Here is a 21847-nt window from a genome sequence, read left to right on the forward strand (position 1 = left end):
AAGTGTCGGCTGCGGCCGGCGCAACGGGACCACTCGACGGAATCTAGGGCCTACTCAACGGTCTTCAGCGGGGGAGGAGGCGGGAGGCCAGAAGGGCGGCCTGGGTACGGCGCTGGACGCCGAGGCGGGCGAGGATCCGGGTGACGTGGTTCTTGACGGTCTTCTCGGCGAGGTAGAGCCGCAGGCCGATCTCGCGGTTGGTCAGTCCCTCGGCGAGCAGCTCCAGGATCCGCAGCTGCTGGTCGGTCAGCCCGGAGAGCTCCGCCGGCCCGTGGTTGGTCTCCTCGAGCCAGGTGATCACCCGGCGGGCCATCGTGGGGTCGATCAGGGACTGGCCCGACGCGATGGTCCGGACCGCGCTCAGCAGCGAGTCGCCCTCGACCTCCTTGAGCACGTAGCCGGCCGCGCCGGCCCGGATCGCGGAGACGATCGCCTCCTCGTCGTCGTAGCTGGTCAGGATCAGCGCCCGCACGCTCGGTGCGGTCGTCCGTAGCTGGGCGCAGAGGTCGATCCCGGAACCGTCGGGCAGCCGGGCGTCCAGCACGGCGACGTCGGGCCGCAGGGCGGGGATGGCGTGCGCGGCGCCGGCGATGGTGGAGCTCTCGCCGACCACCTCGACGTCGCCGTCGGACTCGAGGAGGGCACGAACGCCTCGACGCACGATGTCGTGGTCGTCGAGCAGGAAGACGCGCAAGGGCTCACTCATTCTGGTGTTCTATCGCGGTTGCGGACTAAATGCGTGAATTGTCGGGAAGGTGGGTACAGATCCTGACAAATGGTATAGACCGCTCCGGCCAAAAAGTGTGAAAAAGGGCGTAACCGACACGCACTTCTGGAGTTAGACATGTCGGAGGCCCACACTGAGGGGGTCAGGGAGAAGGATCGTCATGGAGCTCATCGAGACCGAGCTGACCGAGTTCACGCGCCGCAGCCGTTCCGTGCAGGTCGCGCACACGGCCACCGCGCTGGACCGGGGCCTCGAGTACGGCGAGCGGGTGCTGATCCTGGCGGACGGCGAGTACCGGACCGCGGTGGTCGCCGACATCGACTTCACGACCGACGACACGCTCTACCGCCTGGTGCTCGGGATCCCCGTCGCGGCCGAGGTCGCGGAGCGGAGCCTGCTCGGCGAGATCGACGTCCGGAGCACCTCCGGGAAGGTCTCCCTGCACGACGTCGCGGACCTGCTGGCCCGCACCGGAGCGGCCCATCGGATCCCGATGCAGCGCCAAGTGGCACGCCGACTTCTCGACCGGTGACACAATGGTCACGTGAGTGACCTCATCGACACCACCGAGATGTACCTCCGCACGATCTTCGAGCTCGTGGAGGAGGACATCGTCCCGCTGCGCGCCCGGATCGCCGAGCGGCTCCACCAGAGCGGTCCGACGGTCAGTCAGACCGTCGCCCGGATGGAGCGCGACGGCCTGCTGACCGTGGAGGGCGACCGCCACCTCGAGCTGACCGAGGCCGGCATGCAGGCCGCCACCCGGGTGATGCGCAAGCACCGCCTGGCGGAGCGCCTGCTGGTCGACGTGATCGGCCTGGACTGGGCCGAGGTCCACGAGGAGGCCTGCCGCTGGGAGCACGTGATGAGCGAGAGCGTCGAGAAGCGCCTCCTCGAGCTGCTCGACCACCCGACCGAGTCGCCGTACGGGAACCCGATCCCGGGTCTCGCCGAGCTCGGGGAGGACAAGGACACCGAGGACTTCATGTCCGGCGTGAGCGCGCTCGCCGACGTCGCCGGCCCGGAGACCTCGCGGGTGCAGGTCCGCCGGATCTCCGAGGAGATGCAGAAGGACGCGACCCTGATGTCGGTCCTGCGCCGGATCGGCGCCCAGCCGGGGGAGTCGGTCGCGGCTGTCGCCACCGACCAGGGCGTGCTGCTCGGCAGCGGCGGCGAGACCGCCGAGATCCTGATCGACGCGGCGCAGCACATCTTCGTGCACCGCGTGTGATCACTCGGCGCGTCCGTCACGGCGTCTCGACAGGCTCGACGTCCGGGCGTGGTGAGGTGCGCGCCGACTAGCGCGCGTAGCGCACCTCGGCCCGTGCCCGTGCCTTCGCGGCCTCGACCTCGCGGTCCTTCGGTGGCGCGTTGGTGGTCAGGTGCGCGAGCAGGTGCCGGGTCGTCGCGGCGATCTCGACCACGGCCTCGTCGAACGCAGCCTGGTTGGCCACCGACGGCTTGGTCGAGCCGCTGATCTTCCGGACGAACTGGAGGGCGGCTGCGTGGACCTCGTCCTGGGTCGCGGGCGGCTCGAAGTTGTGGAGGGTTCTGATGTTGCGGCACATGCCGTCAAACCTACGTCGGTCACCCGACCTTGACCACGCGTAGCCGGTAGGCGTCGAGCACCGCCAGCCGCCCGTTCCCGAGGTCGAGGGTGCGCGCCTGGTAGTCCTGGTTCAGCGGCGCGAGCGTGCGGGTGCGCAGCTGACCGGTCGGGCTGACGTCGAAGCCGACCAGCCTGTTCCGGTTGTTCCGCCAGTCGGCGACCGGGGTCGCGCCGGTGCGGTTCTCGGCCAGCCAGGTGAAGGCCCGGGGGTCGTCGAGCGCGTTGATCCAGGTGTCGCGGCCGAAGGTGACCTGGGAGATCCGCTTCGGGTCGGTCAGGTCGCTGATGTCGAAGACCGCCGCCTGGGCGCCGCGGGTGTTGCCCTTCCGGTCGGCGTCGACGCCGAGTCCGAGCAGCAGGTTGCCGCCGATCGGGTGCAGGTAGCCCGAGTAGCCGGGGATCTTCAGGGCGCCGAGCCGCCGCGGCGCGTCCTGGTCGGTGAGATCGATCGTGTACAGCGGGTCGATCTGCCGGAAGGTCACCACGATCGCGAGGTCGTCGAGCCAGCGCACCGACTGGATGTCCTCGTTCGGGCCGAGGCCGTCGAGGAATCCGGTTTGCTCGAGCCGGTCGTCCTTCTCGGTGAACACCGAGATGCCGTTCCGGGTGCCGCCCTTGCGGTCCATCGTTGACCAGGCGACCCGCAGCCGGCCGTCGTACTCGTCGAGCGACCAGCGGTCCCGGACGCTGCCGTTGAGGTGTCCGGAGGCGACGTAGGTGGTCCTGGCGCCGTCGAGCGCGAACGAGTGCAGGTCGGTCCGCACCCGGGTCGGCGCGACCCGGTCGGAGCGGCGCAGGTCGCCGGCCATCGGGTCGTCGAACCGGTCGCCGTACTCGGTGGAGGCGACGTAGAGCCGGTCCGCCGAGGAGTAGACGACCTGCCCCGAGGCGGTGACCGCGACCGAGGTCGCCGCCGCCGGCTCGTCCACCGCGTACGTCGTCACCGCGACCGTCTCGGGTCCGGACCACTTCTGCGGGTGGAAGACCTGGTCGCAGTCGAGCAGCGCCTTCTTGCGGCCGGCGTTCTTCGCCGACGGCAGCCAGTCCTCGATGGTGGTCGCACGGACCAGAGCGCGGTTGCGCTGGATGGCCTCGCGGCGGGTGACGCCCTTCTTCGGGTAGGTCCACTTGAGGTTCGGCCGCTGGGTGCTGGTCACCAGGCGGACGGTGTCGCCGTACTGGCGGAGCGAGACCAGGTCGCCGCTGTAGAGATCGGTGCGGACGACCTTCGGCGCGGCCGGGTCGGAGATGTCGACCTCGAGGATCCGGGTGCCGTTGCCGCGGGTGTAGCCGGGGAACTTCATCGCGTACGAGTCGGTCAGCGCGCGGGGGCCGCGGCCGTAGGCCTGCTGGGTGATCAGCACCCGGTCGCCGACCAGCAGCAGCTCGGCGCCGTAGCCGTCCCGGGGCAGCTGCAGCCGCCGGGTCACCGTCGGCTCGGCGCCGGTGACGTCGAAGAGGACCAGCCGGCGGTCGGCGACGATGCGGGCCACCAGGGAGCCGTTGGTCTTGGCGATGTCGGGCTCGTCAACGGCCTCCTCCTGGGTGTTGGTTCCGGTGGCGCTGGAGGAGCGGGCGACGGACTTGCTGACGGTGGAGAGCGCGGCGCTCTGCGGCCCCGCGCCGACGGCGTCGAAGGCCATCCGCGGCGTACCGACGTCTCCCCAGCCGTAGTACGGGTAGTTCCAGCCGTACTCGCCCACCTCGCGCACGCCGCGGTCGACGTACCAGTCCAGCAGGTCGCCGCAGGAGTCGAACGGGGTCAGCGCGTCCGCCTGGGCAGGAGGGGCCACCGGGTCGACGGCCACCAGGGTGGCGCTGGTCGCGAACACCCCTGCCGCCACCAGGGCTCCGACCGTCGCTGCTGATGCCACCGAGCCGCCGAGGGCCACCTTGCTGAGTAAGCGCATGCGGATCAGACGTGGGTAGGCTGGAACCGGTTCCCTTCCTCCCGCAGCAGCACCAGGAGCACACCGTGGCAGCAGCACGTACGTACGACATCGTGGTCTTCGGAGCGACCGGTTTCACCGGGGAGCTGACGGCCGCCTACCTGGCCGAGCACGCTCCGGCGGACTGCCGCTGGGAGCTGGCCGGGCGCAGCACCGCGAAGCTGGAGGCGGTCCGGTCCCGGCTCGCCGCGATCAACCCGGCGTGCGCCGACCTGGCGCTGCTGCAGGCCGACGTCGCGGACCCGGCCTCGATCGCGGCCGTCGCCGCGGCCACCAAGGTCGTCATCACTACCGTCGGCCCCTACCTCCAGTACGGCGAGGCGCTGGTCGCCGCGTGCGCGGACGCCGGCACCGACTACGTGGACCTGACCGGGGAGCCCGAGTTCGTCGACCTGATGTACGTCGCCCACCACGACAAGGCGGTCGCCACCGGCGCCCGGATCGTGCACGCCTGCGGGTTCGACTCGATCCCGCACGACCTCGGTGCCTACTTCACGGTGCAGCAGCTGCCGGCCGGCGAGAAGGCCACGGTGCGCGGCGTCGTGCGCAGCGGGGCGCAGTTCTCCGGCGGCACCTTCCACTCCGCGATGGGAGCGATGTCGCGGCAGGGCGCGGCGAAGAAGGCGCTGGCCGCGCGGCGTGCCAAGGAGGGCCGCCCCGAGGGGCGCAAGGTGCGCTGGGTGCAGGGCAAGCCGGGGCGGGACTCGGTGCTCGGCTACTACCTGCTGCCGATGCCGACGATCGACCCGCTGGTGGTGACCCGCTCGGCGGCCGCGCTCGACGCCTACGGCCCGGACTTCTCCTACAGCCACTTCGCGGGCCTGAAGACGCTGCGCTACACCGTCGGTGGTGCGCTCGGCGTCGGGTCGCTGGTGGTGGCCGCGAACATCCCGCCGCTGCGGAACGCACTGAAGAAGCGGATCAAGCAGGGCGAGGGTCCCTCGGAGTCCCGGCGCGCGAAGTCCTGGTTCACCGTCGACTTCGTCGGCGAGGCGGCCGGCAAGACCGTGCACACGCGGGTCTCCGGTGGCGACCCGGGTTACAGCGAGACCTCGAAGATGCTCGCCGAGTCCGCACTGAGCCTGGTCTTCGACGACAACCCGAAGACCGCCGGCCAGGTCACCACTGCGGTGGCGATGGGGGACAACCTGCTGGCCCGGTTGCAGCTGGCCGGGATCACGTTCGAGGTCGTCTAGGCGAACAGGGCCTGGCCGACGTACTCGCCCTTCCTGATGCCGGGCGGCACCGCCCAGAGGCCGGATCCCGTGTGCTGCAGGTACTCCATCAGCCCGTCCTGGGACGAGAGCTGGTTCTGCATCGGCACGTAGTGCTTGCCGGGGTCGCGGACGAAGGCGATGAAGAAGAGGCCGGCGTCGAGACGGCCGAGCGCGTCGGTCCCGTCGGTGAAGTTGTACCCGCGGCGCAGCAGCTTGGTGCCGTTGTTCTGCGACGGGTGCGCGAGCCGCACGTGCGCGTCCATCCCGATGAGCGGGCCGTTGCGCCCTTCGATCTTCAGGTCGAGGTCGGTGAACTCGGTGCCGCCGGAGAGCGGGGCGCCGTGCGCGCGCTCGCGTCCGATCAGCGCCTCCTGCTCGCTGAGCGAGGTGCGGTCCCAGGGCTCGATCTGGATCTTGATTCGGCGGGCGACCAGGTAGGAGCCGCCGGCGAGCCAGGACGCGTTCGCGTCGTCGGAGGGGTCGACCCAGACGAACTTCTCGATCTCGGCGGCGTCCTCGCCCTTGAGGTTCGCGGTGCCGTCCTTGAAGCCCATCAGGTTGCGCGGGGTCTGCTGGCTGGTCGAGGTCGAGGAGGTCCGGCCGAACCCGAGCTGGTTCCAGCGCATCGCGACGGTGCCGAACCCGATCCGGGCCAGGTTGCGGATCGCGTGCACGGCCACCTGCGGGTCGTTGGCGCAGGCCTGGACGCAGAGGTCGCCGTCGGTGCGCGCCGGGTCGAGGTTGTCGGCGGGGAAGTGCGGCAGGTGCTGCAACGCCTTCGGCCGGCGGGCCTCGAGCCCGAACCGGTCCTTGCCGTCCTTGGTGAAGAGCGACGGCCCGAAGCCGAAGGTCAGGGTGAGCCCGGACGCGGGCAGGCCGAGTGCCTCGCCGGTGTCGGTCGGTGGCGAGGCGTAGTTGGTCAGGGTGTCCGCGCCCACGCTCGCGCCGGTGGTCATCGCCTCGGCGGCCTCGGTCCAGGCCTTGAGCAGGGCGATCAGCTCGTCGCGCGAGCTGGTGGTCACGTCGAACGAGGCGAAGTGCAGCCGGTCCTGGGACGGTGTCACGATGCCGGCCTGGTGGCGGCCGTGGAAGTCGTAGGCGAGGCCCGCGGACGGGGTCTCCGGTGCGTCGTCGGAGGCCTGCGCGAGCTCGAACCCGCCGAGCGCGGCGGCACCGGCGAGCGCGCCCGCGCCGGCGACTCCGAGGAGCCGCCGGCGCGAGACGGTGCTGTTCTGGTCGTCCGTGGTCACAGGGTGAGTGCCCCGGCCATCTTGGAGAGCGGCTCGGAGAGCGCGTTGACGGCGTCCGAGAGCTCCTGGCGCTGCGGCTCCTTGACGGTGTCGTAGAAGACGAAGCCGTCGCCGACCTTGTACTTGTCGAGCAGCTTCTGGAGCTCGGCGAACCGGGTCGCCAGGGTCTCCGAGAGGGCCTTGTCCTTGACGTCCAGCAGCGGCTTCAGGGTCTCGTAGCCGACCTTGGCTCCGTCGACGTTGGCCTGGAAGTCCCACAGGTCGGTGTGCGACCAGATGTCCTCCTCGCCGGAGATCTTGCCGGTCGCGACCTCGTCGAGCAGGCCCTTGGAGCCGTTGGCGATCTGGTCGACGGTGTAGGTCAGGGTCTGCACCCGGGTGTTGAGGGTGGTGATGTTCGCCATCAGGTCGTCGGCGTAGGTGACCCGCTGGGCCGGCGTGAAGGCCGTGTAGCCCTTGGCCGGCGGCCACAGGTCCTTCTCGATCGCGTGCCAGCCGGTCCACTTCTGACCGGGCTCGAGGTCGGCCTCGCGCAGGTCGGTCTTCGGGTCGAGGTCGCCGAACGACTCGGCGACGGTCTCGGTGCCCTCCCAGTGCGTGCGCGCGGTCGGGAAGAGGGTGCGGGCCTTGTCGTCGTCCCCGGCCTTGTACGCGTCGATGAACTCCTGGGTGTCGGCGACCAGCTGGCTGGTCTGGTCCTTCACGTACGACGAGTACTGCGCCAGCGCGGTGTCGATGGTCTTCTGGTCGACGCCCTTGATGGTGACGTCCTTGCCGGAGTCGGAGACGGTGAAGTCGGCGCGGATGCCCTTGCCGATCATGCCGGGCTTGCAGGCGGTGAAGTAGGTGCCGGGCTGCGCGGTGAGCACCAGATCGCGGGTGATCCCGGGCCCGATGTTCTCGACCTCGCCGACGATCCGGAGGCCGTCCTCGCCGTACAGGTAGAACTCGGTGACCTTGCTGCCGTCGTTCTTGACGTTGAACGAGATCCGCCCGGACTCGGCCTTCGCCGCGGAGACCTCGCACTTGTCGTCGGTCGAGGTGACGGTGATCTTGTTGCTGCTGTTCTTACCGGAGTCGTTGTCCTCGGTGAGGCTGCAGGCGGAGAGCGGGGCGACCGCCAGGGCGCAGGCGGAGAGGAGGATCGGGAGCTTCACAGGGGTGTGCCTTTCGAGGGTCGGGCTGAGGATTCAGCTCTGGGGAAGGGGAGCGGGGGCGGGCGCCGGTGACCGCGGGGTGCGCTGCCGGAGCAGGAAGAGCGCCATCACCGGGACCAGGTAGGCCAGCCAGACCCAGACCTGGAGCCAGGTGGGGTCGGGCTGGAAGTTGAAGACGCCCTTGAGCAGGGTGCCGAACCAGGCGTTCGGGTCGATGGTCGCGCTGATGTCGAAGGCCTTGTCGTTCAGGCCGCTGAGGATGTCGGCCTCCTGGAGGTCGTGCACGCCGTACGCGAGGACGCCGGCGGCGACGACGATCAGGATGATCCCGGTGTACTTGAAGAACTTGCTCAGGTTGATGGTGAGCACGCCCTTGTAGAACGCGAAGCCCATCGCGACCGCGGTGATGATGCCGAGCAGCGCGCCGATCAGCGGCGTGGTGGTGGAGCCCTGGTTGTTGGTCGCGGCCTCGGTGGCGGCCCAGAGGAAGAGAGCCGTCTCCAGCCCTTCGCGGCCGACGGCCAGTGCCGCCATCACGACCAGGCTGACCCAGCTCGCCTCGGCCGCACGATCGAGCTTGCCGCGCAGCTCGCCGGAGAGGCTGCGGGCGTGCCCGGCCATCCAGAACACCATCCAGGTCACGAACCCGACGGCGACGATCGAGAGCGTGCCGCCGATGGCCTCCTGGGCCTCGAAGGTCAGCCGCTTCGGTCCCCAGGTCAGCAGTGCCCCGAAGGCGAGCGAGACCAGGACGGCGAAGGCGATCCCGGTCCAGATCCGGGGGAGCAGGTGCCGCCGATCGCTCTTGACCAGGTAGGCGATCAAGATGACCACGACGAGGGATGCTTCGAGTCCCTCGCGCAGCCCGATCAGGTAGTTCGCGAGCACGGTTTCTCCGGTTCAACAGGTAAGGCTTGCCTTAGGAGTAAACACCTCTTAGGTAAGGCTTGCCAACCGGGTCGGCGTGTGAGCCGGGTAACGGGCTCGGAGCGTTCACGGGGAACGCGGAGTCTCGAAAATTGCGGATTGGTGCCCCAGGCCAGAGTCGAACTGGCGACCTTTCGCTTCATCAGCAGAGTGCTGCTCTGGTGAGCTGATGGTGCCGAGGCTGCTTGTTGGTGCCCCAGGCAGGAGTCGAACCTGCGACCTTTCGCTTAGGAGGCGGCTGCTCTATCCACTGAGCTACTGGGGCGGGACGTGCGCCGATGGCCGAGGAAGACCCCCGCGCACGCCGGGCGTCAGTCTAGTGACGGTGGTGTGGCTGTGCTCAACTGGTGCGATCTCGGGCCAATCCGGCTGCCGTCCCTGCCGGGGCAGGCGGGTCAGATCTTCTTGACGACGCTGGACTTGAGCTGCATGGGTCCGATGCCGTCGATCTTGCAGTCGATGTCGTGGTCTCCGACGCCGTCGATGAGTCGGATGTTCTTCACGCGGGTACCGACCTTGACGACGCTGGAACTCCCCTTGATGCGCAGGTCCTTGATCACGGTGACGGTGTCCCCGTCGGCGAGCTCGTTCCCGACCGCGTCCTTGACGACCGGCGCCGCACTCTCGTCGCTCTCTGCGGCCTCGGCAGGTGACCATTCGTGGGCGCACTCCGGGCACACCAGCAGGGGGCCGAGCTCGTAGGTGAAGGTGCCGCTGCACTGCGGACAGGGGGAAGGGGTGCTACTCATCTGCTGCTCCGATGCGGGTCGTCGTGCGATGGGGTTGAGTCAGGTGGCGGGCTCGCCTGGGGGCCGGCTGCTGGTTCACGACGTCGTCCTCGCGAGGAGCTGGTCCAGGGTGAGGGCGATCCTGGCCGCCACGTCTTCGACGGATCCGTTGCCGTCGACGAGGTGGAGCAGGCCCAGGTCGGCGTAGTGGCGCGTCAGGGGTGCGGTCTGCGCGGTGTAGAGCTCCTGGCGGCGGCTGATGACCTCGGCGGTGTCATCGGCACGTCCTTGCGACCGGGCGCGGAGCAGGAGCCTCTCGATGAGCACGTCCTGGTCGACGGCGAGTTCGATGACCGCATCGAGGGCCGAGTCGCTGGGAGCCAGGACGGTCTCGAGCTCGGCGACCTGCTGCAGCGTGCGGGGGTAGCCGTCGAGAAGGAACCCGGATGCGCAGTCGGACTCGGAGAGCCGGTCGCGGACCATGGTGTTGGTGACCTGGTCGGGGACGTACTCGCCGGCTTCCATGTACTCGCGCGCGATGCGCCCCATCGGGGTTTCGGCCGCGACGTTGGCACGGAAGATGTCTCCCGTCGAGATCGCGGGAACCGCCAGGCGACGGGCGATGTGGAGAGCCTGGGTGCCTTTGCCGGAGCCCGGCGGGCCGATGATGAGCAGGCGCATGGTGCTGCCTTTCGTCGTTCGTGCTGGTCGGTCGGGGCGCCATTGCCTCGGTGAGGGAGGGGTGGGACTAGGAGGTGCGGGCAACGCGCCCCGCGGTGGCACATCCGAAGCCGAGCGCCAGCAGGCGCCAGTCGTCAGATCGCGTGGCCGGCGCTCAGCCAGTCAGCGCTTCGAAGGCCAGTGCGATCACCTTGTGCGGGCTTCCATCAAAGTGCCGTGCGGGACAGCTCGGGCTCGAGATCCGCCTGACTGGCGGCGATACCGGAAAGGATCGACCGGGCTGCGAGCAGCAGGTCACGGACCTCCGGGACGCTCACGGAGTAGAAGACCTCGCCACCTCGCCGATAGGAGATCACCATCGAGGTGCGACGCAGGACAGCCAGCTGCTGGGACAGGTTGCTCGGCTCGATCGCAATCGCCTCGAGGAACTCGTGCACGGCGTGGTCGCGTTCCGAGAGCAGCTCCAGGATCCGGATCCGTGCGGGATGCCCGAGGGTCTTGAAGAACTCGGCCTTCGCTTGGTACAGCGGAACTCCCACGACGTTCCTTCCCTGGTGTGCATCGGGATCAGGTGGTCAGCGTTCCACGACTTGAGAATGTTTTCAAGTCATGGTGTTCCTCCGACCGAGCCACCCGAGGGTGCCGTGGTCCTGCCGCGTCGTACGGCGGTTTCGTCGCGGCGTCCGCCCTGCCCCCAGATCTGGGGTCTTTTCGCTGGTCAGAGGCGTCTTCGGTCCGATTCGTGGTCTGCCGCCACCTACCTTCGCGGTGGCACGGCGGCGCGGGGGAAGGCGTGGGAGGCAGCTCCCGGAGGTGGACGGCATGGACAGTGGGTCCGCGAACGAGGCGGGTGCCGGGCACTGGCGCGTCGCTGTCGTGGAGGACCACCTGCTCCAGCGCCGGGGGCTGGTGTCGGTACTCCGGGCGCAGCGCGGCGTGCGCGTCGTCCACGAGGGCGAGAGCCTGCCCGACCTCGTCGGCTGGCTCGCCGCTGGGAGTGCGGCGTCCGCGCCCGATCTGCTCGCCCTCGACCTGCACGTCGATCGCGGGCTCAGCGTCGACCCGGACGTCGTCCGCGGGCTCGTGCGGGACGGGATCAAGGTCCTGGTCGTCTCGGAGATGACGTCCCTGCCGCTGGTGCGCCAGGTGCTGCGCGCCGGGGCGACCGGGGTCGTCAGCAAGCGGGACTCGATCGCCGACGTCGTCGCCGCGACCCGGACCGTCCTCGGTGGCGGTCGCTGGATGACCCGCGAGCTCGGTGAGTTCCTCGCGCGCGAGGGCGACCGTCCGGCGCTCAGCGATCAGGAGGAACGCGCGCTGGTGCTGTACGCCTCCGGCAGCACGATCGACCAGGTCGCGACCGCGCTCGGGGTGAAACGAGAGACCGCGAAGACCTACGTCGACCGGGTCAAGTCCAAGTACGCCGCAGCGGGACGCCCGCTGCGCACCAAGGTCGACCTGGCCCGTACGGCGCTCGCCGACGGCTACCTGGACTAGGCCACTCTGCGCGGAGCAGGCGGCCCGACGCGTCTCGGCGAGGACGTGGTGTCCCCCGATCGTGGGACAAATGAGCGCTGGGCCTCGGAAGCGACCCACGGCTGCGTCGCCCGTTGCCTACCTTCCTGTCGTGTTCCAGGGATCAGGTCTCGCGCGTGGCGCTGCGGTGCTCGGCACCGTTGGTGCCGCGCTTGCCGCCGTGCTCCTCGTCGGCGGACCGTCCACGGCGGCCGACCATCCCGACCCGGTCACGATCCTGCTGCCCTCGGGGCAGGGCGTCGAGCTCGACCCGGACTCGCTCACGGTCAAGGTGCACACCGGCGCGAAGGGCACGCCGGTCGACAAGGTCGATGACTTCGGCCTCGATCTGGTGCTGTTCCGCTGCTCGTACGCCGTCGCCTCGGACGGCACCGTCTCGTGCAGTCTCGGCCGCCGCCCCGCTCCCACTCCCTCGCCCCCGCCCACTCCGGTCCCGTCGCCGCCCCCGGCCGTCGACCCGACCAAGGCCCCGGCGGTCCCGCAGGGCGGGAGCTCCGCGAGCGACGACGCCGGCGACGACAACAGTGCAGCGGTGGACGACGCCGGCGACGACGCGGTCGGTGCTCGCACCACTCCGGAGGTCCCCGCCGGCGGTGCCGGCGAGAAGGCCGACATCCCGGTTGCCGGCGGTGCGCCCCGGGTGGAGGCCGGCGACGGCGACGGCGACGCTCCCAGCGCCTACGGCAAGGCCGCACCGCTCTCGCAGAAGGCGATCCTCGACCTCGGCGTCACCGGCTTCGCGGTGCTGGCGCTCATCGGCGGCTCCGGTCTCGCTGCCGCCAGCGGCCGCACCTGGCGCAAGCGCTACCCGCCCGGCGCGGAGGATTCCGAGGGGTCGGTGCTGGTCGCGGACAACGGGATGTACGAGTTCGACCCTGATCGCGCCGGGCCCGGCGACCACTCGCGCTGGTGGCGTCTGCTGACCGGATGGCTGATCCTCGACCGCCTGTCGCGCTCGCTGCCGAAGGACCTGTCGTTGCGGGCGCCGCTGCTCGCCAGGATCGCGGCCGACGGTTCCTACCTGCGCGCGATCCTCGGAGTGACCTGGCTGGTGGTGCCGGTCGCCGCCCTGGTGGTCGGCGTACGCGCAGCGTCGTACACCGACGGCCTGCCGCTGCCGCCGTCCGTGCTGCTGACCGCCGCCCTGATCTGCCTGGGTGTTCTCGACGCGTCCGCCGGACTGCTCGGTGTCGCCGGTTTCGCCTTCGGGGTCCTCCTCTGGGGTCCGGGAGACCTGGGATTCGCGCCGAGCCTGCGGTCGTTCCTGGGGTTGGCCGCGCTGTGGTTCGCGATCCCGCTGATCGCCTCCGCGTCGCGGCCGCTGCGACGTACCCGGGAGCTCGGTGCGATGCACACCTGGGACCGCCTCGCGGACGGGGTGATCGCGGCGCTGGTCAGCGGGTGGGCGGTGCAGGGCGCGGTGGGCGGCATGGCGGGGCTCTCCGGTCGGCAGTCCCCGATCGACCCGTACGCCGACCGGATCGCCGTCGTGGTGATGGCGGCCGTGCTGGTCCGGGTCGTCCTCGAGGAGATCAGCACCCGGCTGTTCCCGGAACGCCTCACGGTGGTCGACACCGGGATCCTTCCCGAGCCCTCGGCCGGTCGGGCCGTGGCGGCGGCGCTGGTGCGGACCGCCGTGTTCGTCTTCGTCGCGGAGCCGTTCGTCGGGAACTCGTGGCAGCTCTGGGTCGGCGGTGCGGTCTTCGTGCTCCCGTCGCTGCTCGGCCTGCTGTCCGATCGCTTCCCGAACTCCGAGCTGCTCTACCGGGCGTTGCCGCGCGGTGTCGCGATGGTGCTGTTCATGCTGGTCGTCGGGATGCTGGCCTCGAGCTGGGCCAGCACGACGCTCACCGGACCGGACGTGGTGCGCAACGGGTTCGTCCTGCTCGCCCTTCCCGGCCTGGTGGTCTCGTTGCTGTCCCTGGTCGGACGCGACGGGCCGGCGCCTGCGCGCTCGTGGCGCAACGAGTTGCTCGGTCTCGTCGTGGTGGCGGTCGGCGTCGCGCTGGTGCTCGGCTGACGTCGGCTCCGGCGCACGTATCGCGGAGCTCCCGGCGAGGCGATCGAGCGCTCGACGGTGCTAGGCCGAACCGGTCGCGGCGGGCTCTATGTGCTTGCGGCGGGCGAGGACCAGGAGGGCGATCAGGAGGTAGGCGAGGATTGCGAAGCCGGAGCCGGCGTACCCCTTCTGGTCGACGATGATCGCGGTCCCGGTCAGGAGCGAGAAGTCGAAGAGGCCGTGCAGGACCGAGTTCAGCACGTTGCCGCCCGACGCCCGGCGGGTCAGGTAGAAGAAGTAGCCGGCGAAGCTGACCACGATCGCCTGCTGCACGGCCTGGCCGCCCGAGCTGAGCGCGTTCGTCAGGTGCACGGCGCCGAAGGCGATGCTCGACCAGAGCGCCACCTTGCCCTCGGTCAGGCCGTGCTCCCGGAAGACGGTGACGCCGATTCCCCGGAACATGCCCTCCTCGCCCCAGCCGACGAACTGGGTGGCGACGAAGAGCGCCAGCGCGAAGCCGAGACCCTTGTCGCCGAGGTCGGCGTAGTCGATGGCCCCCAGGAGGCAGATCGCCAGGATGATCGGCACCGCCCAGACCCACCGCTGCGTCGGGCGGTCGTCGCTCAGCACCGGCTTGAGCCAGCCCAGGTAGGCGATCACGCCGTACGTGAAGATGAGCGCTGCGCCCAGCGGGATCCACATGTTGACGATCACGTCGCGGGTGGTCGTGAAGCCGTCGCCGGCGTCGAAGACCTCCTGCGCGAGGCGGCCGCCGCCCTGGATGATCGCCAGGTAGACGGCCGCTACTGCGGCAAACCCTGCATAGCTGAGGCGCCGGCCGGCAGCGGGCGATGTGTCCGGATTCGTCATGGAGGGACGCTAGCAGCGCCCGGGGGTGTCACGCCTGGGCACACGGTCTCCGGCGGGTGCCCGGATGCCGGTGTGACGCTTGACACCCATCGTGGAATCGGCTTAATTATTTACCTATGAAGGCGGTTTCGCGGCGTCGCGCCCTGGGTGTCTCGGTGTGCACGGCGATCCCGGCTGTCCTTCTCGGTCTCGGCGCGACGCCGGCGCACGCCGAGGCGAGCTTCAACGCCCGGGTCGACGCCCAGGTCTTCCACGTCACCATCACCAACGACAAGGGCTCGATCCCGACACTCCCGCAGATCGACGCCGGGCTCGGCACCGCGCAGGCGACGTTCACCAGCTTCGGCGGCGGGGTCGCGCGGGCGGCTTCCCCGGACGCCGGCTCGGCGGCCAGCGTGCCCGCTCTGCTCGGGGCGCTCGTGCCGACACTGATCCCCAAGCCGCTGCCGTTCCCGTTCCCGTCGATCTCGATCCCGGGCGACATCACGGTGCAGGCCGGCGAGAAGCCGGCGAAGGTCGCCACCGGGCCCTACGCGCTCACGGCCGCCGTCACCGAGAACACCTCGGAATCGCGGGCGACGCTCGGCGGTGCCCTCGACGAGGACAACGGCGTGCTGAACACGGTGAGCACCGCGAAGATCACGGTCGACGACGACCGGGTCACCGCCACCGCCACGAGCATCGTCGACGCGGTGCGGATCAACGGGCTCGTCTCGCTCGGCCGGGTCCAGAGCAAGGTCGAGGTCGTGCGGGACCCGGACGGAAAGATCCACCGGACGTCCGACACCAAGATCGGGCTGCTCGAGATCGCCGGGCTGACCCTGGAGTACAAGAACGACCAGTTCGTCACCCCGATCGGCAACCTCCCGATCTCGCTCAAGCAGGTCGGCAAGCTGCTCTCCACCGCGACCCGCGGCCTGGTCGAGCTCCAGGTCGTCGACGCCCAGGAGACCGACAAGGGGATGATCTCGGGCAGCCTCCGGCTGATCCAGACGGTCCCGCCGCCGCCGAAGTGCATCGCGATCCCGCTGCCGACCCCGATCGTCAGCGGCGTCACCTACTGCGGCACCACCACCGTGGTCTACGACCTGGGCAAGGCGAGCGCCTCGATCGACTACGCGGTCCTCCCCGACGAGGGCGACGGTGACGGTGGCGGTGGCACGGTGACGCCGCCGGGGACCGGCCCGGTCCTCCCGGACACCCCGCTCCTCCCGTCCGGCGATCTTCCGGTCACGTCCCCGCCGCTGATCCCGGGTGCGCTGGAGCCGGCCCTCCCGGTCCTGACCCCGCCCCTCGACGACCCGTTGCTACTCGGGGTGCGCGCCCGGTTCGTCGACATGTCGAACCTCTACCTGGCGGTCGCCGGGTTCGCCGTGCTGCTGCTCCTCTCATCCACCTGCATCCGCCTACTGGGAGTGCGAAACAAATGGACCTCATGAACTTCGCCCGTACCTACTGGGACCGCATCGCCGCCGTCCTCTGCATGATCGCCGGGGCGGTGCTCCTCGTGCTCGGCTGGCAGGGCGTGAGCGACACCGCCTACCCGGCGGCCCAGATCCCGTACGTCGTCTCCGACGGCCTCGGCGGGCTCTTCCTCCTCGGCCTCGCGGCGCTGCTCTGGCTCTCGGCCGACCTGCGCGACGAGTGGACCAAGCTCGACGGCCTGGACCAGCACCTGGAGAAGCTGATCGAGCTGAGCGGCGCCGTCGTCCCGGACGCCGACCAGGTCGCTCCGGCGGCACCCGCCCGCGGCCGGTCGATGGCGCGTGCCCCCCGTGCTCAGAAGGCGGCCCGCGACGAGGCGGATGCGGCCGCGGAGGACATCGGGTGACGGCCCAGCGCTCCGCTGTCGAGGCGCGGTTGTCGCTCGCCGACTTCGCGCCGAAGCCGGCCGCCCGCCCGGGGATCTGGTCCCTGGCGCAGTTCGGCCGGGTCGTCACCCTCTGGCTCCTGGCCTTCGTGGTGCTCGCCGTGGCGACCGTCGGCGCGCGCGGTGACGCCAACCCGGAGAACTCCGGTCTCTGGATCCTCCTCGGACTCGTCGGCGGCCTCCTCGGCGGTGCCGGTACGACGTTCTGGCTGGTGGCCGGCACCCGCGCGGTCCGCCAGCGCCAGCAGGTCTTCGCGACCCGGCTCGCCGTCCTCAGCCCGCAGCTCCAGGAGCACCTGGGCGTCACCGGCGAGGAGCCGGTGCCCGACGACACCGTCGTCGACCCGGGCGGTTCGACGCTGGTGCGCCTCGACCAGGGCACGCTCTACCACCGGTCCGACTGCCTGCTCGTCGCGGGCAAGGCGTCGGTCGTGGTCGACGCGGTGGACTCGTCCCTCACCGCGTGCGGGGTGTGCAGCCCGTGAGCGACTACCTGCCGTTCATCGTCTTCGGCCTGGTGTCGGGATCGGTCTACGGGCTCTCGGCGATGGGCCTGGTGCTCACCTACAAGACCTCCGGCATCCTCAACTTCGGCCAGGGCGGCGTGACCGCCATCGCCGCGTTCCTGTACTACGACCTCACCCGCAACTCGGTACCGGTGCCGATCGCGATCATCCTGGTGGTGCTGGTCTTCGGCACCTTGTCGGGCCTGGTCCTGGAGGTGGTCGCGCGCCTGCTCGCACGGACCTCCACGGCGAACCGGGTGGTCGGCACCGTCGGTCTGCTGCTCTTCTGCCAGTCGATCCTGGTGGTCCGGTACGGCGGTGCGGCGCTGCCGTTCCCCGGGTTCCTCCCGCAGGGCGGGTTCACCGTCTCCGGCACCCTGATCCGCGCCGACCAGGTGATCACGGCGGCGATCGCGCTCGCCGCGGCGGTCGGCATCTTCCTCTTCTTCCGCTGGACCCGGCTGGGCACGGAGATGCGCGCGGTCGTCGACGACCCGGACCTGCTCGACATGACCGGCCGGAGCCCGGTCAAGGTCCGCCGTACGGCGTGGATCATCGGCTCCGTCTTCGCGTCCGCGTCCGGGTTGCTGATCGCGCCGACGAGCAACCTCGACTCGGTGCTGCTCACCCTCCTCGTCGTCCAGGCCTTCGGGGCCGCCGCGATCGGCCGGTTCACCAGCCTGCCGCTCGCGTACGCCGGCGGCCTGGTGCTCGGCCTGCTCACCAGCCTGGCGCCGAAGTGGGCTCCCCAGACGACCCTGTTCCAGGGGCTGCCGCTGGCGATCCCGTTCCTGCTGCTCGTGGTCGTGCTGCTGGTGACCTCGAAGTCCAAGCTCAAGGAGATCGGGCGCAGCGTGCTGTCGGCGGCACCGGCGACCTCGCGGCTCACCCTGAACCAGATGCTCGGCACCGGGATCGTCTCGGTCGTCGCGCTGGCGCTGGTCCCGGTGCTCGTCGGCGCGAAGCTGATCATCTGGAGCCAGGGCCTGACCTACGTGATCCTCTTCCTCTCGCTGAGCCTGCTGGTGCGGCTCTCCGGCCAGGTGTCGCTGTGCCACATCGCGTTCCAGGCCGTCGGCGCCGCGGTGATGACCCACCTCGGCGACGTGCCCTGGTTGGCGGCCGTCCTGATCGCGGGTCTCGCCGCGGTGCCGCTCGGCATCCTGGTGGCGCTGCCCGCCGTACGGCTCGCCGGGTTGTTCCTGGCGGTGACGACCCTGGGGCTCGGGATCCTGATGCAGTACCTGGGGTACGCGACGAACCCGCTGTTCGGCACCCAGCTGGGCCGGGCGGCGTCGCGCCCCGGGGCCTTCGGCCTGGACGGCGACAAGGGCTACTACTACGTGCTGCTGGCGTTCGTCGTCGGCACCGCCGTGCTCGTGCTCAGCGTCGAGCGCAGCAGGATGGGGCGGCTGCTGCGCGGCCTGGCGGACTCGCCGACCGCGCTGGTCACGATGGGCGCGGGGATCAACGGCCTGCGGGTCCTGGTCTTCTGCCTCTCGGCGTTCGTCGCCAGCGTGAGCGGGGCGCTGCTCGCGCCGCTCTTCGGGGTGATCGACGCGACCCGGTTCGGCTGGCTCAACTCGCTGGTCGTGCTGACCGTGCTGGTGATCGCCGGTCGCGGCATCATCGTCGCGCCGTTCATCGCCGCCGCCCTGATCCAGGTCGTTCCCGGCTACGTCTACAACCAGACCTTCCAGCTCTACCTGCCCGTCTTCTTCGGGCTCGGGGCGCTCCTGATGGCCGTGGCCCCCGGGATCTCCGGCTCCGCCCTCGTACCGAAACGTCCCCGTCGACGCGCCGGCGATCGTGCTCCGCACGCGCTGCCGCCGCGTGCCCATCACCCGAAACTCGTGGAGGTGCCATGAACGGCAAGAAGGCGCACGTCGCCATGACCGTGGCGGCTGCTGTCGCCGCCCTCGTGCTCGCCGGGTGCGGGACGAAGCTGTCCGAGGAGGAGCTGAAGGCCGGCGCCTTCGGGACCGTCGTCACCGACGCCAACGGCAACGTGGTCGGCGACGGGACCGGCACCGGCGACGGCACCGGGACCGGCACCGGGACGGGAACAGGTACCGGGACCGGCACGGGCACCGGGACCGGCACCGGAACGGGCACGGGAACAGGCACCGGGACCGGAACGGGCACCGGAACAGGCACCGGGACCGGCACCGGAACGGGTACCGGAACAGGCACCGGCACCGGCAGTGGCACGGGCAGCGGCAACGGCAACGGCGGCGTGGCCAACAAGGAGCCGATCGTGATCGGCCAGGTCGGCGAGTTCTCCGGCATCGCGGGGGCCGCCGAGGGCCCGGCGCAGGCGGGACTGCAGGCCTGGGCGAAGTGGGTGAACGCGCGCGGCGGTGTCAGCGGGCACCCGGTCAAGCTGATCTCCCTCGACAGCGCGGGCGACTCCGCCAAGGCCAAGTCGATGGCGCAGCAGCTCGTCGAGGAGCAGGGCGCGGTGGCGATCGTCGGCGCGTTCGTCGCGATCAGCTTCCCCGGGCTGGCGTCGTACACGCAGGCGGCCGGGATCCCGGTCATCGGCGGTGACCTCTCCGACGCCGGGTGGCACAAGAACAGCTACTTCTTCCCGCAGGGCACCACCCAGTCCTCGCTCAACCTCGGCTTCGCGAAGACCGCCGCCCAGGCCGGGAAGAAGAAGATGGCGTTCTTCTACTGCGTCGAGCTGCCGGCCTGCTCCACCAGCTACAACGCGCTGAAGAAGGGCGGGGCCGCCAGTCAGGGCGTCGACCTCGTGTACGGCGCGCAGGTCTCGGTCGGCACGCTCAACTTCCAGTCGCAGTGCACCGGGGCCAAGAACGCCGGCGCCAACTCGGTCTACATCATCGGCGACGCGGGGATGACCTCGCGGATGCTGCGGGACTGCAAGCAGGTCGGCCTCAAGGCGCTCTACCTGGCGCCCGGGATCGCGACCAGCAACTCCCAGCAGAGCGATCCCAACGCCGACGGGCTGGTCGGACTGGCCTACGACTTCCCCTGGATCGACAAGAGCTCGGCGTCCGCGCGCGCCTTCCAGGACGCGATCTCGCGGTACGCCCGCGGCGCCGAGATCAACGGCGCGACCGCTCAGGCCTGGGTCTCGGGGCAGCTGTTCGCCGAGGCCGTCGCGAAGATCCCGCCGGGGGAGAAGGTCACCTCCAAGAACCTCACCCAGGCGATGTACAAGGTGAGCGGCACCACCGTCGGCGGGCTCGCTCCGCGGCTGGTGTTCAAGCCGGGCAAGCCGGCACCGTCGATCGACTGCTACTACTCGGTGCAGATCCGCAACGGGAAGTGGGCCTCCAACGGGCTCCGGCCGCAATGCGTATGACGACGGCGGAGCGGGTCGACGCGGTGACCGGCGGAACCGGGCTCCGGCTCGACCGGCTGGTGGTGAAGTTCGGCGGCCTGACCGCCGTGAACGGGCTGAGCCTGGACGCTCCGCTCGGCCGGGTGACGGCGCTGCTCGGGCCGAACGGTGCCGGCAAGACCACGGCGTTCAACGTCTGCAGCGGGCTGCAGCGGCCGACCGACGGGTCGGTCGAGCTCGACGGACGCGACATCACCGCGCTGTCGCCGCAGACCCGGGCCCGGCGCGGTCTGGGGCGCACGTTCCAGAAGATGGAGCTCTTCGACCACGCCACGGTCCGCGACAACGTCTCGATGGGGCGGGAGGCCGCGATGGCCGGCTCGCTCCCGTGGCGGCAGATCTTCTCGACGCGCCGCGAGCGCGAGGAGCTGGTCGAGGTCACCGCGCGGGCGCTCGAGCTGTGCGGCATCGTCGGACTCGCCGACCGGCGTCCGGTGGAGCTCTCCACCGGCCAGCGCCGGCTGGTCGAACTCGCCCGGGTGGTCGCGGGCGGGTTCTCGATGCTGTTGCTCGACGAGCCCTCCTCGGGCCTCGACAAGGCCGAGACCCAGGCCTTCGGGGAGGTGCTGCGCAAGCTGGTCGCCACCACCGGCTGCGGGATCCTCATCGTCGAGCACGACATGAGCCTGGTGATGGACCTCTCCGACTACATCTACGTGATGGAGTTCGGGACGCCGATCTTCGAGGGCACTCCGGACGAGGTCCGGCGCAGCCCGGAGGTGCGCGCCGCCTACCTCGGAACGGAAGGGGACGAGTAGTGCTGGTCCTGGACAAGCTCTCCGCGGGGTACGGCTCCACGCAGGTGCTGCGCGAGGTCACGATGGCGGTCCCGGCGGGCTCGGTGGTCGCGCTCCTCGGCGCCAACGGTGCCGGCAAGACCACGCTGCTGCGGACGGTCTCCGGGCTCATCAAGCCGATGAGCGGGCGGGTCACGCTCGACGGCGAGGACATCACCGGCCGCGCCCCGCACCAGCTGGTGGCTCGCGGGCTCTGCCACGTGCCCGAGGGCCGCGGCGTCTTCCCGGCGCTGACGGTGGCGGACAACCTGCTGGTCCAGTCGCCGGACGGGCAGACGGCGGAGGCGACCGAGCTGGCCATCGAGGCCTTCCCCCGTCTCGGCCAGCGGCTGACCCAGGTCGCCGGCACGATGTCCGGTGGTGAGCAGCAGATGCTCGCTCTGGCCCGTGCCTACGTCCAGTCGCCCAGCCTGGTCCTCCTCGACGAGGTGTCGATGGGCCTGGCGCCCAAGATCGTGGACGAGATCTTCGAGTTCCTGGAGCGCCTGGCGCTGCGCGGTGCGAGCCTGCTCCTGGTTGAGCAGTACGTGACCCGGGCACTGGCCGTCTGCGACTACGTCTACCTGCTCAACAAGGGTTCGGTCGCGTTCGCCGGGGAGCCGGCCGAGCTCGACGCCGAAGAGGTCTTCGCGAGCTACACCGGCGCCTGAGCCG

At 70.4% G+C, this 21847-nt stretch carries 22 protein-coding genes and 1 tRNA gene; 12 read left to right on the top strand and 11 right to left on the bottom strand.

What is annotated here, in order from left to right; translation table 11 throughout:
- Positions 1–64: 64 nt before the first annotated feature.
- Positions 65–706: a response regulator gene (locus EFK50_RS16850; protein WP_123228766.1), complete on the bottom strand. Its 642-nt coding sequence runs from the start codon at positions 704–706 to the stop codon at positions 65–67.
- Between the two features lie 181 nt (positions 707–887).
- Between EFK50_RS16850 and EFK50_RS16855 the strand changes: the two genes are divergently transcribed.
- Both EFK50_RS16855 and EFK50_RS16860 read left to right on the top strand, forming a co-directional pair.
- Positions 888–1259, top strand: a complete 372-nt coding sequence (locus EFK50_RS16855) for a hypothetical protein (RefSeq protein WP_123228767.1) — start codon at positions 888–890, stop codon at positions 1257–1259.
- Positions 1260–1271: 12 nt separating this feature from the next.
- Positions 1272–1958: an iron-dependent transcriptional repressor DtxR gene (locus EFK50_RS16860; RefSeq protein WP_123228768.1), complete on the top strand. Its 687-nt coding sequence runs from the start codon at positions 1272–1274 to the stop codon at positions 1956–1958.
- A gap of 67 nt (positions 1959–2025) precedes the next feature.
- On the opposite strand, the gene EFK50_RS16865 is transcribed toward EFK50_RS16860, so the two are convergent.
- Both EFK50_RS16865 and EFK50_RS16870 read right to left on the bottom strand, forming a co-directional pair.
- Positions 2026–2295 carry a DUF2277 domain-containing protein gene (locus tag EFK50_RS16865; RefSeq protein ID WP_123228769.1) on the bottom strand — a complete coding sequence of 90 codons (270 nt, stop codon included), beginning with the start codon at positions 2293–2295 and terminating at the stop codon, positions 2026–2028.
- Positions 2296–2314: 19 nt separating this feature from the next.
- Positions 2315–4246: a beta-propeller domain-containing protein gene (locus EFK50_RS16870; RefSeq protein ID WP_123228770.1), complete on the bottom strand. Its 1932-nt coding sequence runs from the start codon at positions 4244–4246 to the stop codon at positions 2315–2317.
- Between the two features lie 65 nt (positions 4247–4311).
- Between EFK50_RS16870 and EFK50_RS16875 the strand changes: the two genes are divergently transcribed.
- Positions 4312–5481 (top strand): saccharopine dehydrogenase family protein, encoded by a 1170-nt coding sequence (locus EFK50_RS16875; protein WP_123229091.1) that lies wholly within the window; start codon positions 4312–4314, stop codon positions 5479–5481.
- On the opposite strand, the gene efeB is transcribed toward EFK50_RS16875, so the two are convergent.
- The 7 genes from efeB to EFK50_RS16910 all read right to left on the bottom strand — a co-directional run bounded on the left by efeB (position 5478) and on the right by EFK50_RS16910 (position 10784).
- On the bottom strand, positions 5478–6752 hold the full coding sequence (gene efeB / locus EFK50_RS16880; RefSeq protein WP_123228771.1) for an iron uptake transporter deferrochelatase/peroxidase subunit: 1275 nt from the start codon (positions 6750–6752) through the stop codon (positions 5478–5480). The genes EFK50_RS16875 and efeB overlap by 4 nt on opposite strands.
- Positions 6749–7909: an iron uptake system protein EfeO gene (efeO, locus tag EFK50_RS16885; RefSeq protein ID WP_123228772.1), complete on the bottom strand. Its 1161-nt coding sequence runs from the start codon at positions 7907–7909 to the stop codon at positions 6749–6751. The genes efeB and efeO overlap by 4 nt, the downstream gene beginning before the upstream one ends.
- Positions 7910–7942: 33 nt before the next feature.
- A complete protein-coding gene (efeU, locus tag EFK50_RS16890) occupies positions 7943–8797 on the bottom strand; it encodes an iron uptake transporter permease EfeU (protein ID WP_123228773.1) in 855 nt (284 codons plus the stop codon).
- Between the two features lie 228 nt (positions 8798–9025).
- Positions 9026–9101 (bottom strand) — tRNA-Arg (locus tag EFK50_RS16895).
- Between the two features lie 130 nt (positions 9102–9231).
- Positions 9232–9585 carry a zinc ribbon domain-containing protein YjdM gene (locus EFK50_RS16900; protein ID WP_123228774.1) on the bottom strand — a complete coding sequence of 118 codons (354 nt, stop codon included), beginning with the start codon at positions 9583–9585 and terminating at the stop codon, positions 9232–9234.
- Positions 9586–9660: 75 nt separating this feature from the next.
- The gene (locus tag EFK50_RS16905) at positions 9661–10245 is read right to left on the bottom strand and encodes an adenylate kinase (RefSeq protein WP_123228775.1); all 585 of its coding nucleotides are present in this window, start codon (positions 10243–10245) and stop codon (positions 9661–9663) included.
- Positions 10246–10451: 206 nt separating this feature from the next.
- Positions 10452–10784, bottom strand: coding sequence for an ArsR/SmtB family transcription factor (locus EFK50_RS16910; protein WP_123228776.1), 333 nt, complete (start codon positions 10782–10784; stop codon positions 10452–10454).
- A 283-nt stretch (positions 10785–11067) separates the two neighbouring features.
- Between EFK50_RS16910 and EFK50_RS16915 the strand changes: the two genes are divergently transcribed.
- Together EFK50_RS16915 and EFK50_RS16920 are read left to right on the top strand one after the other, a co-directional pair.
- Positions 11068–11742 (top strand): response regulator, encoded by a 675-nt coding sequence (locus tag EFK50_RS16915; protein ID WP_183407893.1) that lies wholly within the window; start codon positions 11068–11070, stop codon positions 11740–11742.
- A 130-nt stretch (positions 11743–11872) separates the two neighbouring features.
- Positions 11873–13801, top strand: coding sequence for a hypothetical protein (locus EFK50_RS16920; RefSeq protein WP_148046217.1), 1929 nt, complete (start codon positions 11873–11875; stop codon positions 13799–13801).
- A 60-nt stretch (positions 13802–13861) separates the two neighbouring features.
- Here the strand turns inward: EFK50_RS16920 and EFK50_RS16925 are convergent, their stop codons facing one another.
- On the bottom strand, positions 13862–14650 hold the full coding sequence (locus tag EFK50_RS16925; RefSeq protein WP_123228779.1) for a CPBP family intramembrane glutamic endopeptidase: 789 nt from the start codon (positions 14648–14650) through the stop codon (positions 13862–13864).
- Positions 14651–14766: 116 nt separating this feature from the next.
- On the opposite strand from EFK50_RS16925, the gene EFK50_RS16930 reads away from it, so the two are divergent.
- Genes EFK50_RS16930 through EFK50_RS16960 form a run of 7 tightly spaced genes read left to right on the top strand, consistent with a single transcriptional unit; the run spans position 14767 to position 21843 of the window.
- Entirely contained in the window at positions 14767–16089 is a 1323-nt protein-coding gene (locus EFK50_RS16930) for a hypothetical protein (RefSeq protein ID WP_148046218.1), read from the top strand.
- On the top strand, positions 16077–16481 hold the full coding sequence (locus tag EFK50_RS22330) for a hypothetical protein (RefSeq protein ID WP_183407894.1): 405 nt from the start codon (positions 16077–16079) through the stop codon (positions 16479–16481). Before EFK50_RS16930 ends, EFK50_RS22330 begins: the two co-directional genes overlap by 13 nt.
- Positions 16478–17005 carry a hypothetical protein gene (locus EFK50_RS16940; protein ID WP_123228781.1) on the top strand — a complete coding sequence of 176 codons (528 nt, stop codon included), beginning with the start codon at positions 16478–16480 and terminating at the stop codon, positions 17003–17005. Before EFK50_RS22330 ends, EFK50_RS16940 begins: the two co-directional genes overlap by 4 nt.
- Positions 17002–18894, top strand: a complete 1893-nt coding sequence (locus EFK50_RS16945; RefSeq protein WP_148046219.1) for a branched-chain amino acid ABC transporter permease — start codon at positions 17002–17004, stop codon at positions 18892–18894. Before EFK50_RS16940 ends, EFK50_RS16945 begins: the two co-directional genes overlap by 4 nt.
- Positions 18891–20357: an ABC transporter substrate-binding protein gene (locus EFK50_RS16950; RefSeq protein WP_123228783.1), complete on the top strand. Its 1467-nt coding sequence runs from the start codon at positions 18891–18893 to the stop codon at positions 20355–20357. The genes EFK50_RS16945 and EFK50_RS16950 overlap by 4 nt, the downstream gene beginning before the upstream one ends.
- Entirely contained in the window at positions 20348–21154 is an 807-nt protein-coding gene (locus EFK50_RS16955) for an ABC transporter ATP-binding protein (protein ID WP_221177472.1), read from the top strand. Before EFK50_RS16950 ends, EFK50_RS16955 begins: the two co-directional genes overlap by 10 nt.
- Entirely contained in the window at positions 21154–21843 is a 690-nt protein-coding gene (locus tag EFK50_RS16960) for an ABC transporter ATP-binding protein (protein ID WP_123228785.1), read from the top strand. The genes EFK50_RS16955 and EFK50_RS16960 overlap by 1 nt, the downstream gene beginning before the upstream one ends.
- Positions 21844–21847: the final 4 nt, after the last annotated feature.

It is taken from the genome of Nocardioides marmoriginsengisoli (genome assembly GCF_003725695.1).
GTDB classification, from domain to species: Bacteria; Actinomycetota; Actinomycetes; order Propionibacteriales; family Nocardioidaceae; genus Marmoricola; species Marmoricola marmoriginsengisoli.